This window comes from Pseudoalteromonas sp. NZS11_1 (assembly GCF_015864275.1).
GTDB classification, from domain to species: domain Bacteria; phylum Pseudomonadota; class Gammaproteobacteria; order Enterobacterales; family Alteromonadaceae; genus Pseudoalteromonas; species Pseudoalteromonas arctica.
The window spans coordinates 1-14,846 of sequence record NZ_JADYXK010000016.1; the positions used below are offsets into that span (position 1 = coordinate 1).

General features: G+C 37.5%; 14 protein-coding genes. 6 read left to right on the forward strand and 8 right to left on the reverse strand.

Features of this window, described 5'->3' with window-relative positions; translation table 11 throughout:
• The coding region (locus tag I6F44_RS12200; RefSeq protein WP_197173851.1) for a transposase at window positions 1-584 on the forward strand (584 nt) is incomplete at its 5' end.
• 38 nt (window positions 585-622) lie between these two features.
• On the opposite strand, the gene I6F44_RS12205 is transcribed toward I6F44_RS12200, so the two are convergent.
• Window positions 623-1,159, reverse strand: a complete 537-nt coding sequence (locus tag I6F44_RS12205) for a hypothetical protein (protein WP_197173852.1) — start codon at window positions 1,157-1,159, stop codon at window positions 623-625.
• Between the two features lie 266 nt (window positions 1,160-1,425).
• Between I6F44_RS12205 and I6F44_RS12210 the strand changes: the two genes are divergently transcribed.
• Entirely contained in the window at window positions 1,426-2,448 is a 1,023-nt protein-coding gene (locus I6F44_RS12210; RefSeq protein ID WP_331459070.1) for a GGDEF domain-containing protein, read from the forward strand.
• A gap of 371 nt (window positions 2,449-2,819) precedes the next feature.
• Here I6F44_RS12210 and recN read toward each other — a convergent pair whose 3' ends face one another.
• The 3 genes from recN to nadK all read right to left on the reverse strand — a co-directional run bounded on the left by recN (window position 2,820) and on the right by nadK (window position 6,088).
• Complete coding sequence (gene recN, locus I6F44_RS12215; protein WP_197173853.1) at window positions 2,820-4,493, reverse strand: DNA repair protein RecN; 1,674 nt, start codon at window positions 4,491-4,493, stop codon at window positions 2,820-2,822.
• Window positions 4,494-4,568: 75 nt separating this feature from the next.
• Window positions 4,569-5,126 carry a hypothetical protein gene (locus tag I6F44_RS12220; protein ID WP_165734952.1) on the reverse strand — a complete coding sequence of 186 codons (558 nt, stop codon included), beginning with the start codon at window positions 5,124-5,126 and terminating at the stop codon, window positions 4,569-4,571.
• 77 nt (window positions 5,127-5,203) lie between these two features.
• Window positions 5,204-6,088, reverse strand: coding sequence for an NAD(+) kinase (gene nadK / locus I6F44_RS12225; RefSeq protein WP_004335384.1), 885 nt, complete (start codon window positions 6,086-6,088; stop codon window positions 5,204-5,206).
• Window positions 6,089-6,242: 154 nt separating this feature from the next.
• Here nadK and I6F44_RS12230 point away from each other — a divergent pair, with 154 nt between their 5' ends.
• Both I6F44_RS12230 and grpE read left to right on the forward strand, forming a co-directional pair.
• Window positions 6,243-7,208: an HrcA family transcriptional regulator gene (locus I6F44_RS12230; protein ID WP_024590838.1), complete on the forward strand. Its 966-nt coding sequence runs from the start codon at window positions 6,243-6,245 to the stop codon at window positions 7,206-7,208.
• Window positions 7,209-7,266: 58 nt separating this feature from the next.
• On the forward strand, window positions 7,267-7,878 hold the full coding sequence (gene grpE, locus I6F44_RS12235) for a nucleotide exchange factor GrpE (RefSeq protein WP_007375833.1): 612 nt from the start codon (window positions 7,267-7,269) through the stop codon (window positions 7,876-7,878).
• Window positions 7,879-7,911: 33 nt separating this feature from the next.
• On the opposite strand, the gene I6F44_RS12240 is transcribed toward grpE, so the two are convergent.
• On the reverse strand, window positions 7,912-9,114 hold the full coding sequence (locus tag I6F44_RS12240; protein ID WP_010553412.1) for a Bcr/CflA family efflux MFS transporter: 1,203 nt from the start codon (window positions 9,112-9,114) through the stop codon (window positions 7,912-7,914).
• Between the two features lie 197 nt (window positions 9,115-9,311).
• Between I6F44_RS12240 and I6F44_RS12245 the strand changes: the two genes are divergently transcribed.
• Window positions 9,312-10,109, forward strand: coding sequence for a M48 family metallopeptidase (locus I6F44_RS12245; protein ID WP_197173854.1), 798 nt, complete (start codon window positions 9,312-9,314; stop codon window positions 10,107-10,109).
• A 72-nt stretch (window positions 10,110-10,181) separates the two neighbouring features.
• Here I6F44_RS12245 and I6F44_RS12250 read toward each other — a convergent pair whose 3' ends face one another.
• The 3 genes from I6F44_RS12250 to I6F44_RS12260 form a co-directional block, all read right to left on the reverse strand.
• Window positions 10,182-11,198: an alpha/beta fold hydrolase gene (locus tag I6F44_RS12250; RefSeq protein WP_024592677.1), complete on the reverse strand. Its 1,017-nt coding sequence runs from the start codon at window positions 11,196-11,198 to the stop codon at window positions 10,182-10,184.
• 161 nt (window positions 11,199-11,359) lie between these two features.
• Window positions 11,360-12,148, reverse strand: coding sequence for a hypothetical protein (locus I6F44_RS12255; protein WP_010553415.1), 789 nt, complete (start codon window positions 12,146-12,148; stop codon window positions 11,360-11,362).
• Between the two features lie 133 nt (window positions 12,149-12,281).
• Complete coding sequence (locus I6F44_RS12260; RefSeq protein WP_197173855.1) at window positions 12,282-13,595, reverse strand: Na+/H+ antiporter NhaC family protein; 1,314 nt, start codon at window positions 13,593-13,595, stop codon at window positions 12,282-12,284.
• A 372-nt stretch (window positions 13,596-13,967) separates the two neighbouring features.
• Between I6F44_RS12260 and dapB the strand changes: the two genes are divergently transcribed.
• Window positions 13,968-14,771, forward strand: a complete 804-nt coding sequence (dapB, locus tag I6F44_RS12265; RefSeq protein ID WP_197173856.1) for a 4-hydroxy-tetrahydrodipicolinate reductase — start codon at window positions 13,968-13,970, stop codon at window positions 14,769-14,771.
• Window positions 14,772-14,846 lie beyond the last annotated feature (75 nt).

A 14,846-nucleotide genomic window follows, 5' to 3' on the forward strand; every position in this document is an offset into this window, starting at 1 on the left:
ATGATAAATTAGTCCAACTTAGCAGCAACCCAAGAGCAAGAAAGATGTGGCCAACGCTGCCTGACACCTTAATAGCGAGGTTAGTGACTCGAAAAATAAAGGGTAAATCATACAGTGTGATAACATCGATGACAGCTCCGATGCAATATCCGTCAGCCGGTATAGGCGATTTATATAGTCACCGCTGGGAGATAGAGCTTGGTTATCGCGAACAAAAGCAATATATGCTGGGTAATCGATTAACATTAAGAAGTCGCTTACCTGCGCTTGTAAAGCAAGAGCTGTGGGGAGTGTTGCTTACTTATAATATGGTGCGATATCAGATGGTAAAAATGTGCCACACATTAAAAGGTGATTATTTACCATGCCAACTCAGTTTCAATGGTAGTTTAGCTCAAATAATGAGGTTGCTTGTTGGATTACCTTATTCAACACCTGGAGCCATACCACGTCAATTAAAATACTTTTATGCGATGGCAGAAAGCCTCATTCTAGAGCCACGAAGGGGGCGAAGTTTTCCTCGTTCAGTCAACCCAAGACCACAGCGGTACGCTAGAAATAAAAAAGCCGTTCACCTTAAGTGAACGGCATTAAAGCCAAGAGGCTTGCTTTTTTATTTGTTTTATTCGAATGTAATGTCAACGTAATTAGTGACAAACGGGACTATATTAATATTACCTGTTGCATAGCTTTCTTTAGCAACGCCTTCCGTTCTTACCTTCATATAGTAACTACCAGAAGGAACTACCTTGTCATAGTGGGTTGTTCTTGTTTCGAGCCAAATACGATTACTTTGGGCATCTATTAACCAGCCTTGGGGGCTAATCTCGTACATATAAGCTTTACATTTCACTTCACCAACACGAGGATGCAAACATTTATTTATAGCAACTCGAGTTTGCTTTTTTGGATTTTCAGCTGTACTTACTAACATGATCTGACCAAAATCTCTAGATTCTTTTGTTGCTTTATACGCTAAAACTTTTGTTTGCGTCGTTGTATAAGTACTTTGATTTGAGGAACTAATTGACTGGTTGCTAGAGCTAGATACACCATTTACTGCACCGTTAATACCGTCTTTAACTGCGCGAGTTATATCATTACTTTTACAGCCACTCAGTACTATTAGTGCGGGAACAATAAGAGCGAACTTATTCATTTTTTGATCCTTAATGTTATTGTTTTATCCTGTGCTTTATTACTTTTAATAAAGCGTATTAGCATCATGGAATCCTACATTGCAATAACCGTGTTCATCCCTGATAAAGGTAAATAATGACTAAAATATACACTTTTATCAACCCCAAGTAACGAATCTTAATAGTTGATTTAAATATAAAGTAGGTTCATTATTGCACCTGTTTACGGTTTGCTTACTTTATATCTATAAGTTTGCTTTTATACATTAATAAATAAATAGAAATTATGTACGAATATTCAAACAATTTAGAAAGGAAGCTCATTGTTCGGTTCTTTTCTTCAATAGGTTTTATAGCAACGTTTTCGATGGCTAGCTTAGCATTTATTAACAGCAGCTATTTATTAGCATTTACTTTGGTTGTTTCTTCTTTTGTTTACTTATCGGCGTTTAATATAGGTAGAGGTGTAGAGAAGTCTGCAACTGTAATTTTATATAACCTGTATGCACTGATGTTTTATCTGGTACTTACAGGAGGAGCACAAGGTACAGGGCCTATATGGATATTTATAGTGTCTCCTGTTACTTATTCAATTCGAGGGCTTAAACGAGGGACGTTTGATATTGTTTTATTTTTATCTGCGATTGTTCTCGGTTTCTATTGCGCTGATACATTTAATATATATGACTATAATCCTGAGCAGTTTCCAGTCAGAATCATACTCGCTTTTATAATTGTTGCATCGTTGAGTGGTTATTACGAATTTTCAAGAGAAAAATACAGCAGTAAATTAATTGCTTTAAGCCAAAAAAATGAATTTTTAGCAACTATAGATCCACTCACTAATCTGCCAAACCGTCGTTTCACTATGAATAAGCTTATAGCTTTTAAAAATGAGCTTAAAAATAATAATATTCCGTTTGTAATATTATTAGCTGATGTAGATAATTTTAAAAAAATTAATGATCAATTCGGCCATGATTTTGGCGATGAAGCTCTTATCCATTTAGCCAAAACATTTGAAAATAATATTCCGCAAAATGCGATTGCTTCACGTTGGGGCGGTGAGGAGTTTTTAATTGTGATTCCAAATGTAACCGTTGATGAGGGCGAGCTCGTTGCAGAAAAAATCCATAATGCCCTTAAAGCTTCAGCTGTAAGCTTATTTTCAGATAGTGTAAATATAACGCTAAGTATTGGCATCACAGCTGCAAACGCTGAGCGCTCAATTGACCTAGATATTAAGCATGCTGATGAACTACTTTATAAAGCAAAAGAGCAAGGTAAAAACAGAACGTGCTCTTTTTAAATGTTTATTTACTTTAGTCCATTGAAAACGAATCAAGGGATGGCCTTATTTTAGCCTTTCTGCGTTTTAAGCTCATGTAGCATATTACAATACACGCAATCTGCATTGTAATTAAAACCCAATAACTAACACCTAAATCACTTAGTCCATTTATTTTTTCGCTAGTAAAGTAATAGGCCACAACGATTAGTTGAAAAACTAAAAAGCTATTTAAAAACTTAAATAAACGTTGTTTAAAACAAGTATGTTTATATTTACTAAATATAATTAAACAGGTGCTTAGTACTAATAACAACCAACTTAAAATTATACAAAAATCAACTAAAGTACTGTGCATTATTTAATCCTTGAAGACGTTATTTACTAACACATTAGGCGTGAGCCATTATTAGTTCTTTAGCATTTGCTTTAGCTGTTTTGCTTATGTTATCGCCGCCAAGTAAACGGGCTATTTCATTAATACGGCCATCTTTATTTAAAGGCAGCATATGAGTAAACGTTTCGCCTTGTGCTATTTCTTTAGCTACAAAAAATTGCTGATGTGCACTACTGGCAACTTGCGGTAAATGAGTAACACAAATTACTTGAGTTGATTTACCTAATTGGCGTAATAACTTACCTACAGCAGATGCCGTTGGGCCAGAAATACCTACATCAACTTCATCAAAAATAAGCGTTGGGGTTGTTACTTTTTGGGCAATAATTACCTGTATAGCAAGACTTATACGAGAAAGCTCACCACCTGATGCTACTTTAGCTAATGGCTGAAGTGGTTGCCCCGGATTAGTTGATACTAAAAACGAGACATTATCAAAGCCTAGGCTGTTTGGTGTACGATTACTCTCTTGAGTTAAGGCTATTTCAAAAACACCGTTTTCCATTGATAAGTTAGCCATGCTTTCACTTATTAGTGTGTTAAGTGTATTAGCATATTCGCAGCGGCTTTTACTTAATTCATCAGCAGTTTGCTTGTAACTAAGTAACGCGCTTTCTATTTCTGACTCAAGCTGCTCCAGACGATTACTATTATTACTTATTGACTCAAGTTCTTGAGCAATCGATTGATGAAACTCAACTAACTGCTGTGGTTTTATATGATGCTTACGCGCTAAATCGATAGCGCCACTTAGCCTATTTTCTACTTCAACTAAGCGTGCCGGGTCTAAATCTGCTTGCTCAGTGTAATTGCGCACTTCGCGGCTTGCTTCTTCAACTTGTACAGCGGCTTCGCTAAGCATAGCAGCTACGCTTGCTAAACTTTCGTCATATTGAGCCAGTTCGGTAAATTGTTGAGCGCTGTGCTGTAGTAATGAGCAAGCGTTTTGCTCATCACTTTCATATAAGTGTTGTAACTCACGTTGGCACGATTCTAATATTGTTTGGCTATTGCTTAGTTTGTAATGCTCAGCCTCAATTAAATCAAACTCATTTTCTTGTAATGCAAATTCATCAAGCTCAGCAACTTGATACTCTAACAATTGTTTTTGCGCTGCTTGTTGCTGCTGTTGTTGTTCTAAGTGTTTAAATTCTTTTTGTAAGTTAGCAAACTGTTTATAATTTTTATTTACTGAGTTTACTAAGTGGTGATGCCCTGCATAGGCATCTAAAAGCTGTAACTGATGCTCAGCTTTTAATAAATATTGGTGGGCATGTTGTCCATGAATAGATATTAAATATTGACCAAGTTCTTTTAATTGTGATGCGGTAACTGCACTACCATTAATATAGCTTTTACTACGGCCATTTTTACAAACAACACGACGTAATAAGCACTCGTTGTCAGAAGTGCTTAGCATATGTTGCTCTAAAAATGCTTGAGCAAGCGGTAGATCTGTTAAGTCAAATTGTGCACATACTTCTGCTTTATCAGAGCTTGGGCGAACTGCTGATGCTTCAGCGCGCTCACCTAAGCATAGCGATAGGGCATCAATAGCAATAGATTTACCAGCACCTGTCTCACCTGTGATCGCAGTCATACCGCTGCGCCATTCGGTGCTTAAATTACTTACGATTGCAAAATTTTTAACTTCTAAACCAATTAACATACTGTTTATCCATCCAGTCAATTAACTGTTAATTTATACAGTGTTTTGGTTTTTTGCAAATTAATTTTTTATTATTTAAGCAACACTTACATCTTGAGTAAACTGTGTATCGGAAGTTTGGGAAGATGCATCAATTTGATCATCAACAATATCAGTAGGTTGTATACTCTCTTCGGTTTTAAGCAGAGCAATGAGGGGAGGTAATGTATTAATATAAAAACTCTTATTGTACAAAATTCCTTGCTGGGGCAACTCAGATACAAAGTACTGTACATTATCGATCAATGGTTGAATTATATTTGTTTGATTGGTTTTAATTAACTCGTTGGACAACGTATTAATTAGTAGGTCGGCGGTATCTTCAAGCTGTTGCAAGTTCTCGTCTGTATGTGATTGAACAACAAAAAAATTATTTACAATAGCTTGAATACGAGGAACGTATTTTGGGCGAATTATTTTAGCATCAAGTAGATCATTAAGCTTTGCTTTAAGGCGCGTATTTACATGCGAAACACGTTCATTAAATAGCTTTTTTCTAGCTTCTATCGCTTTTTTACGGTTACTCTCAATTTTGAGGTAACTGTATAAAAGTGTAATTAATAGCAGTAAAGCAAAGAATACTACATAAGTCATTGCTACTCGTTCCTAAATTAGTTGATTATTATTTTAAGTCGCCATTTTGCTTTATAGTACTAAATTTGGCAATAAAATTAGTACAAACGACTACCCCAATTCAGTTTTGTACGTAAAACGTTGTAGTAAGAGTAATTTTTTGGATGAATTAAGCGCAATTGTTTATCGGCTTTTTTAATTACTACCTCATCGCCGGGTAATACGGCTAGCACTACGTGGCTGTCGCAGCTTACCTGTAGGCTATCTGTATTTTCTAGGCTTAGCTTTAAACGAACTTCATTATCGGCATCTACCACTAAAGGTCTGCTAGATAAGGTATGAGGAAACATAGGTACTAACGATATAGCATTTAGTTCTGGCGTTAATATTGGACCGCCACCTGAAAGTGAATACGCCGTAGAGCCTGTCGGGGTTGATACTATTAAACCATCGGAGCGCTGAGAAAACACAAAGTCATTATTTATAAAAGCTTCAAATTCAATCATGTGCGCTACTTTATCGGCATGAAGTACCGCTTCGTTAACGGCTGAGTTTGCACTTTTTAATTCGTTGTGGCGATATACTTCTACTTCTAATAAAAAACGTTTTTCTTCAAGATACTCACCACTGAGTACTTGCTCTAAGCTCGCTTCAAACCCTTCGGGGTTTAAATCAGTTAAAAAGCCAAGGTTGCCTCTATTTACACCAATTACAGCAATGTTAAAGCGCGCAAGTACGCGAGCTGCGCCAAGCATGTTACCGTCACCGCCTACAACAATGGCTAAATCGGCTTGTTCACCTAAGTCGACTAACTTAACAAGTTTGTCATGCGGAATATCGTCTAACTGACTCCCTGTGCGTTTTTCTACTATTACCTCAAAGCCAAGCGCAAGTAAAAAGGTATGTAAACGCTGAAGGGTAGCAGCGGCTCCCGGGTGATTAGGTTTGCCAATTAGGCCTATGGTGTTAAAAGGAGAGTCCATAATGTACGCACAAAGAGATTTAATAATAGTAGAGTAACTCAAAACAGAAGTGTTTGAAAATACAGATTATAGCAATATTATAAACCTTCAATTTTATTCGCAGTGAGTTAGCTGCACGACTTGAAAAAGTACTAAACGCCCCGATATCTCTTTCATGCAACAAGATGTAGATACCATGAAACTAAACCCACGAGATCAGCAAATTTTTTCAGCTGTTATGAACATGTACTGTAATGGTGAAGGCTTGCCTGTTCCATCAACAAAAATTGCCAAGCTCAAAGGCATGGCAGTGTGTTCGGCTACGGTTCGTAATGCTATGGCTCGCTTAGAAAAAGTGGGCTTATTGTATTCACCTCATACATCCGCAGGGCGAGTGCCGACAAATGAAGGGTTTGATTATTGGTTTGACGAATTTTTTGTGCTTGCTGATATTGCTAATTATTGGCAACCACAGCAGTCACAACTCGTTGAGCTAGCGCATGGTTTGAGCCAAAAATACCAAGTATGTTGTTGTGTTGGTTTACCTCAAGCCAGTTCACAGCAAGTGTTTAGAGTAGAAGTGCTTGATTTTGATTCTACCGACTGGCTTATTTTATTAATAGATAGGGCAGGGCAGAGCCACAATATTTGTATTGATAAACCTCATGATTCGTCAGACTCTGTTCGTTATCAATTTGCCACGTGGTTGAATACTGTATTTAGCCAACAAACCTTAATGGAAGGTTTGTACCGTATGCAAGCTATGGCAAATACAGCGCCTCGAAATTGTCATGATTCGCTTAATCAATGGACGCGACAACTAAGCCAAAAATTAGGCTCAGATAATAGTATTGTTGTTGGTGAAAATTACCTCTACAAACAAATAGACTGCGAACAAAGTTTAAATATTGGTGTTTCGTTTTTAAATTATGTAGAAGATAAGCTTGCTTTTAAAAATGGTGTATCGGTACTTAATAGCGAAAAATTACCTTTTACTGAGTGCGATGAATTAATTGTAATAAGCGTGCCGTACTTTAAAAATCAAGAATATCAAAGCCGTTTTTGTATCATTTGTCCTAAATCAGCGCAGATTGAAGAAATAATTCAAGAATTTAAATTAATTGAGGCATCTAACTCTTGAATCTTTTTATTCAATCCCCATAATTACCGCAGTTGTAAAGAATTGGAGCACGTATTTTATGTCTGAGCAGACACAAAACCCTGAGCAAGAAGTAGAATTAAACGAAGAAATTTCTAAAATGCAGGCTGATGTAGAAGCAGCAGTAGAAGCCGCTGATCAGCATGCAGAACAAGAACAAAGCCCTGAAGCAGAAATTGCGATGTTATATGCAGAGCTTGAAGCTGCAAAGCAAACAATTGCTGATCAAAAAGACGGTGTTGTTCGTGCCGCAGCAGATGTAGATAATATTCGTCGTCGTGCAGCACAAGATGTAGAAAAAGCGCATAAATTTGCACTAGAAAAATTTGCTAACGAATTACTACCTGTAATTGATAACCTTGAGCGTGCTATTGAATTTTCTGATAAAGAAAATGAGACACTAAAGCCGTTGCTTGAAGGTATCGATATGACGGTTAAGAGCTTTAATGACGCTGTTTCTAAATTTGGTGTTGAAATTGTAAACCCACAAGGTGAGCAGTTTAATCCAGATTTTCATCAAGCAATGTCAATTCAACCAAGTAACGATGTAACACCTAATACAGTACTTGCTGTTATGCAAAAAGGTTACACATTGAATGGTCGTTTATTACGCCCTGCAATGGTTATGGTTTCTAAAGCTGCTGACGCTTAATTAATTTAAGGTTATTAGCTTTGATAAAATGCCTCATATTGAGGCATTTTTTTTGTCTTTTTTATAGTGAATTAGCTGTACGAGCATAGTGAGTAACACAGCACTAAACATTAAACTTGAAAATGGTACTGCGCTTTTTGCATGCATAATGGCGAGTAACGGGCCAACTAATGCACCACTACCAAAACGAAGTGTGCCAATTACGGCCGTTGCTGTACCTGTGTTTCTTTCAAACTTCATCAATATTAGCGAATCAGCATTACTTGCAGTGACACCTAAACTCATCATTAATGGCGCAATAGCAGCCACAATATAATAAAGTGATAAGTGCAATAAGCTAAATGTTAACAGCGCAAGCCCCGATACAAACCCACATACAAGCCCAATATAGAGCATTTTTCGAGAGCCCAGCCTTGGTACAATTCGCGTATTTAAAAAGTTACCAAACATAAGCGCCATTACATTAAACGCAAATAACACACCAAATAACTGTTCTGACACTTCATATAAATCTAAATAAATAAATGGTACTGAGGTTAAAAAGCAAAAAAATCCAAACGATACAAACATAGAACTGAGTATATCCGCACGTGCGTCTTTATTGCTCAGTACAGTTTTATAGCTATCAAAAAATAGAGCGAGGCCTTTTTTCTCATTTTTATGAATAGGTATATCTATTAAATACACTTGTACAAACGCTAATATTAAAAAGCTATATCCAGCAAGAACCAAAAATATGGTTGACCAAACAGAAAATCCTAAAATAAACGAACCAACAGAGGGGGCTACTAACGGTGCTACCATCATGATCATCGACACATACGACATTCCCTTAGCTGTATTTTGCTGATAAATATGACGAATAATACCCGGTACGACTACGGTTGCTGCAGCTCCCGTAAATGCTTGCACTGCTCTAAGAGTCCAAAACGCATGGATTTCGGTTGTAAATGCGAGTGCAAGTGAGCTTGCGCCAAATAGGGTTAAGCCAATACGTGCGAGCTTACGGCGGCCAATTTGATCGGCAATAGGGCCAAAAAATAACATCCCCAATGAATAACCCGCTAAGTAAATACTCAACGATATTTGTACATTTGGCATATTAGTTTGTAAATCGCTTGCAATTACCAGCATGGCGGGCAAATACATATCAATAGCCAAAGGAGTAATCGCCACGATACTGGCTAATAAAGGCAATAAAATACGGGTATTAAAAGACGAGGCTGAGGCGTCCATGTGTAAACTCAACAATCACTAAAAACAAGGGCTATAGTGTAACAGGGCATTGTATTTGGATAAACTTAGTTTGCCTGCTAAGTTTATCGTCTCATCGTATCTTTTTAATATAAAGGTATATAAAGCAAATATTTTAAATTGATACTGTGTTTGCTATTCTACAAGCAATAAAAAATTCATTACTTAAGAGAATTATCATGAAAAAACTAGTACTTGCAGTATTAGCGACAGCCGTTTTAGCCGGTTGTAAAACGTCACCAACAGGACGCACTCAAATAGCGCTTTACTCAGATCAACAAATGAGTGAAATGGGCACTGCTAGTTTTGCAGATATGAAAAAAAGCCAACCAATTAATAAAGATGCAAAAACAAATGCATATGTAAATTGCATTGCTGAAAAAGTAGTGGCTGTATTACCAAAAGAATACGCGTCGCAAAATTGGGAAGTAGTTGTATTTGAAGATGAATCTGCTAATGCTTTTGCACTACCTGGTGGTTACATTGGGGTCCATACGGGCTTATTAAAAATAGCCACCAATCAAGACCAACTAGCAACAGTGCTAGGGCACGAAGTAGGGCACGTAATTGCTGAGCATTCTAATGAACGTGTTTCACAAAGCTCTATTTTAGATACCGGTATGCAACTTGGTAGTGCAGCACTTGAAATGGGTAACATTCAATACCGTAATGAAATTATGCAGGGTCTAGGCTTAGGCGCACAGTATGGTGTTGTTTTGCCATTTAGCCGTTCGCACGAGTCAGAAGCTGATGAAATTGGCTTGGATTTAATGGCTGAAGCAGGCTTTAATCCACAAGAATCAGTAACCCTTTGGCAAAATATGAGTGCAGCAGGTAGTGGTACAACACCTGAGTTTTTATCAACTCACCCAGCGCCAAGCAGTCGTATTAAAGACTTACAAGCACAAATGAGTAAAGCACTTAGTGAGCAAAGTACAGCTAAAGCACAGGGTAAAAACCCACAATGTAAACTGTAATCTAGTTTAATTACTAAATAAAAACCCCTGTGAGTAATTACTTACAGGGGTTTTTGTATTCAGTACTCACCTTTATTTAGTTGTAAGCGCTTTTTGTAATACATTTTTAAAGCGTTCAAAATCTTCAATGTGCGGCAGGTGCCCTAAGTTATCTAGTTCGAATAATTGTGCGTCAGGGATAAGTGTTGCAGCGTGTTTGCCTAATTTATCGTATCGGCCAAGCTCGTAATCAACATCCTCTTTTTTCCAGTTACGGCCAGGACCGGTTCTATCGCGTGTACCAATAATTAATTTAACTGGCACAGTTAAATCTTTAAATTCGGTTATTACAGGTTGAGTGAAAATCATATCGTATGTTTTTGCATTCACCCATGCCATTTGTTCTTTATCTGGGCCTTGTATTTGCCCTGTTATAAAGTCAGTTAAGGCTGAATATGTTGTATTCCACTTACCATCGTAGTAATTTTTTTGCTGATAACGTTTAACGCCTTCCGGTGTTTTTGAAAGCTCGTTTTTATAGAAAAAATTAGTATCTTTGTAATCAACATACTGCAAGTAGTTTTCAAGCCCAATAGGGTTTAATAAAATTAGCTTTTTAGTGGCGTTTGGGTACATTAATGCAAAACGACTCGCTAGCATCCCGCCCATAGAGTGCCCAAGTACAATCGACTCTTTAATATTAAGTGAATCTATTAACGCGTGAGTGTGATGAGCAAGCGTCGCAAACGAATACTGGTAATTAGTTGGCTTAGACGACTTGCCAAAACCAATTTGATCAGGGATTAATACCCCATAACCTAAAGATTGCAGGTATTGCGCAGTGGTAGTCCAGTAGTCGGCGTTAAAATTTTTGCCATGCATAAGTGTAACTGTAGGCATATCGGCTTTAGTTGGCTTTAAGTAAATATAAGCCATTTTTAATGATTGTTTTTGCGACTCAAGTGCAAAATAATTTACCTTAAAATCGTATTCGTAATTGCTTAATAGTGCATCATAAGAAAGGGCGGATGTATCTTGAGAAGGGCCAGCTAAGGCATTGTTTGTTAGTACTAATAAAGTAGAGAAACAAATAACTTTAATCGACGACATTCAGTTACTCCTATTAAAGGCGAGCGCTTGGCTTAAAAAGAAGTACAACAATAACTAAGTATTTAAACCTGTTCAATTAAATGTTTTACGTGGACGAAAAAAAGCGAAGCTAAAATAGTGCTTCGCTTATTATTACTGAGTAAAGAGCTGATTGTTGAAGCTTAAAATGTCCACTCAATATGGATTTGTGGTACCGATTCAGTGACTTCAGTACCTAATTTGTTGTGCCAGTATTGTAATTCCATTCCCAGCAGTAGTGTGTTTTCTTTCATTTGAAGGGCGTGACCCATATCCCACACTAAAATAGGCTGTGCTAGTATCCAAGCTTGTACATCGTTACCAAATTCATCTTCACGCTCTGCGATGTATTCAGCGTGGCCTTTAAAGCTAAACTTTTGTGAGCCAATAGTGAAAGGATATTCAAAAGCTACATCAAGCATCCAACTATTAGTTTCAATAGGTGCGCCGCCTTTTGCTACACCTTCACTATCGTCAATGTAGGCTGTGAACAGCGTTTGAAAAAAGTTAAACCCAGGTACATCCCAGCTTAATTTAACACCTGGTAGATACTTCATTACTTTTGCATCACCAGCAACGTTAATACCGCCCGTTAGGCCAACATCTAATAATGCGCCAGAGCCAATTTGCTTACCAGTGATGGCAGATAAGCTAACCGTTGAGTACCACTCACCATAAAAATCAGCATCTTGGTAACCGTCATCTATATCGTCTTTACTGTAATCAATAAAAAAGAAATTATCGCCGTAGTCATAGCCCGATGCATGTTGAAGCGAGTAAACAGTGGTGTCTGACTCTTGCTTAGAAAATGGATTTTTTTGGCTGCCATTATTTATATGTACTGCTGTACTGCTCCAATTAGCAGCGAAAGCCGACGATGATAAAGCGAGAGAAGTAAGGGTAATAAAAGGGAGTAATTTTTTAAATTTCATAACTGTTTAATAACTATAATTTTAGTGACACGCGGAAGCGGCAATTATAGCAGAAGAGATTGATTTGTTGATCGCTAATTTAACACATGTTGCAGCCTACTTAATAAGCTGCAACATGTAATGACTCAATTTATTACGCTTTATTACGGCGTAAACAAATAATAGTAATCGCCGTAAATGCTAAAATAAAACAGTAATAAGAAGACGTTGATACTTCCCACGGGCTAATTTTAAACGTAGCGCCTAACAGTAGCGCTTGTGCGCCATAAGGAAGTGAGCCTTGCGTTACACAAGCAAATATATCAAGCAAACTTGCAGAGCGTTTACCGCTTATTTCACCGTCATCTGCTAGTTTTTTAGCAATAGGGCCAGCAACAATAATAGATACGGTATTATTGGCAATACAAATGTTACTTGTCATAACCAATGCTGCAATACCTAATTGATCGGCCACTTTACGGTGCCATTTTGCGATGATTTTAGTTATGGCTTGAATTTTTTGAGCAATGAAATCAAGGCCACCGTTAATACGAATAAATTCAGATAAGCCACCTATAAACATTGATAGTAAAAATATTTCCTGCATATCGGTAAAGCCTTTGTAAATGTCTTTTACAAAGCTTGCGCCTTCATAACTTCCTGTAAAGCCCATTAATGCAGCAAAAATAATACCGCTAAACAACACGACAAATACGTTCAAGCCAGCAACTGCTAACACTAAAATAAAGGCATAAGGAAGTACTAACCAAATATCGTAATCTTTGGTCTCAACTACTTGTGCTGCAGGTGTTAAGTAAAACAACAAGCCAATAGTTAGTATTGCAGCAGGGACTGCAATTTTAAGATTCTCTTTAAACTTATCTTTCATCTCACAGCCCTGCGTTCGCGTAGCTGCGATAGTGGTATCGGAAATAATTGATAAGTTATCGCCAAACATAGCGCCAGATACAATCGTACCGGCCATTAACGCAGGGTCGATACCTGTTTTAATTGATACCGCATAAGCAATAGGACCAATCGCACCAATCGTTCCCATTGACGTACCCATTGCAGTAGATACAACCGCTGCAATTAAAAATAAGCCAGGGAGCAATAACGCAGGTGGAATAAGAGATAAGCCTGCATTTACTACCGCATCTACACCACCGGTTGCACTGGCAACAGCAGAAAACGCACCTGCAAGTAAGTAGATTAAACACATGGTAATAATATTGTTGTGTCCGGCACCTTTAATAAAGGTCTCTACACACTCGTTTACTGTGCCTTTATTTAAAATAAACGCAAGCATAATGGCGGGTAATATAGCCACTGGAGCAGGAAGTTGATAAAAAGCGTAGTCAACCCCTTGCGATTGTAAATATAAACCAGAGCCCAAAAATAGTGCTACAAAGGTTAAAAGGGGTAGTAAAGAAAGTATTGCTTTATTTTTGTTAAATGATGGCTGCATCATAATCCTCGAAACCAGTTAATTTACAACAGCCAAAAATTCCTCTTTTAGCTGAATTTAGCAAATCTACCTACTATGTTAATCATTAACAAAATTAGGAGAGTGCAGCGCCCGCAAGCCAAAGACCAAATCGACGCGAAAGAGAAGTTTAAATGTATAGATGGCTAAAGTAAACTGGTATTGTTATTATTATTAAATTAAAAGGTCACCTGACTATTGCATGACTTTTAGATAATATCTACAAAGTAACGCTATTTTCAGCGATTAATATTTGTCCAACTGCATAAAAATGCCCAAGCGCGTATTTGTAATGCACCGGATATATACTCAGATTAGTAAAAAACGGATCCAAATTTAAATTAGGTAAAAACAATGACTACAAATCGAATAGGCGTTTTTGGTGCTAATGGCAGAATGGGCTTAGCTCTATTAGAAGCCGCGACAATTAAAGAACAAACACAACTTACAGGTGCATACGTTCGTAGCAGTTCAGCGTTATTAGGTATTAATGTAAATCAAGTAAATAGCGCAGCCGATAACAGTGTTAGCTTTAGCGAAGAAATCACAATAGATAATGTAGATGTTTTAATCGACTTTACGCTTCCCGCTGGTATGAAAAACCATTTAAAAACCGCTGTAGCACAAAAAATTCCTATGGTTATTGGCACAACGGGCTTAACAAGCGACGATATGGCACTTTTACACGATGCCGCTAAACATATTCCTATTGTATTTGCGCGAAACTACAGTGTAGGAGTCAACGTATTACTGAACCTTGTGCAAACCGCAGCGACCAAATTTGGTGACGATTTAGATATTGAAATATTTGAAGCGCATCATCGTCATAAAATCGATGCGCCATCGGGCACAGCATTAGCCATTGGCGAATCAATTGCACAGGCTAAAGGCTGGGACCACGACGAGGTTGCTATATATGACCGCAGCCAAGTGGAGACAGCTAAATCGCAAAATGAAATTGGTTATTCGGTACTAAGAGGGGGCGATATAGTAGGTGAACACACCGCATACTTCGCCACAATGGGCGAAAGACTCGAATTAACCCATAAAGCAAGTTCAAGAATGACATTCGCTCTAGGTGCTATAAGGGCTGCAAGCTGGTTGAAAAATAAACCTGTAGGACTTTATGATATGCAAGATGTACTAGATCTGAAGTAGTTTAGTTACTTTTTTAACTGTTTGGGTCTAATTTTGCCTACAGTGACTTGTTTGTAACAATTTACTAAATAATAT

Excerpts from the sequence above, each read along its gene's own strand:
- I6F44_RS12210 (WP_331459070.1), top strand. The coding sequence starts at position 1,426 with ATGTACGAATATTCAAACAATTTAGAAAGGAAGCTCATTGTTCGGTTC.
- I6F44_RS12240 (WP_010553412.1), bottom strand. The coding sequence starts at position 9,114 with ATGGACGCCTCAGCCTCGTCTTTTAATACCCGTATTTTATTGCCTTTA.
- I6F44_RS12250 (WP_024592677.1), bottom strand. The coding sequence starts at position 11,198 with ATGTCGTCGATTAAAGTTATTTGTTTCTCTACTTTATTAGTACTAACA.
- I6F44_RS12255 (WP_010553415.1), bottom strand. The coding sequence starts at position 12,148 with ATGAAATTTAAAAAATTACTCCCTTTTATTACCCTTACTTCTCTCGCT.
- I6F44_RS12220 (WP_165734952.1), bottom strand. The coding sequence starts at position 5,126 with ATGACTTATGTAGTATTCTTTGCTTTACTGCTATTAATTACACTTTTA.
- I6F44_RS12230 (WP_024590838.1), top strand. The coding sequence starts at position 6,243 with ATGCAACAAGATGTAGATACCATGAAACTAAACCCACGAGATCAGCAA.
- I6F44_RS12260 (WP_197173855.1), bottom strand. The coding sequence starts at position 13,595 with ATGCAGCCATCATTTAACAAAAATAAAGCAATACTTTCTTTACTACCC.
- grpE (WP_007375833.1), top strand. The coding sequence starts at position 7,267 with ATGTCTGAGCAGACACAAAACCCTGAGCAAGAAGTAGAATTAAACGAA.
- nadK (WP_004335384.1), bottom strand. The coding sequence starts at position 6,088 with ATGGACTCTCCTTTTAACACCATAGGCCTAATTGGCAAACCTAATCAC.
- I6F44_RS12245 (WP_197173854.1), top strand. The coding sequence starts at position 9,312 with ATGAAAAAACTAGTACTTGCAGTATTAGCGACAGCCGTTTTAGCCGGT.
- recN (WP_197173853.1), bottom strand. The coding sequence starts at position 4,493 with ATGTTAATTGGTTTAGAAGTTAAAAATTTTGCAATCGTAAGTAATTTA.
- dapB (WP_197173856.1), top strand. The coding sequence starts at position 13,968 with ATGACTACAAATCGAATAGGCGTTTTTGGTGCTAATGGCAGAATGGGC.
- I6F44_RS12205 (WP_197173852.1), bottom strand. The coding sequence starts at position 1,159 with ATGAATAAGTTCGCTCTTATTGTTCCCGCACTAATAGTACTGAGTGGC.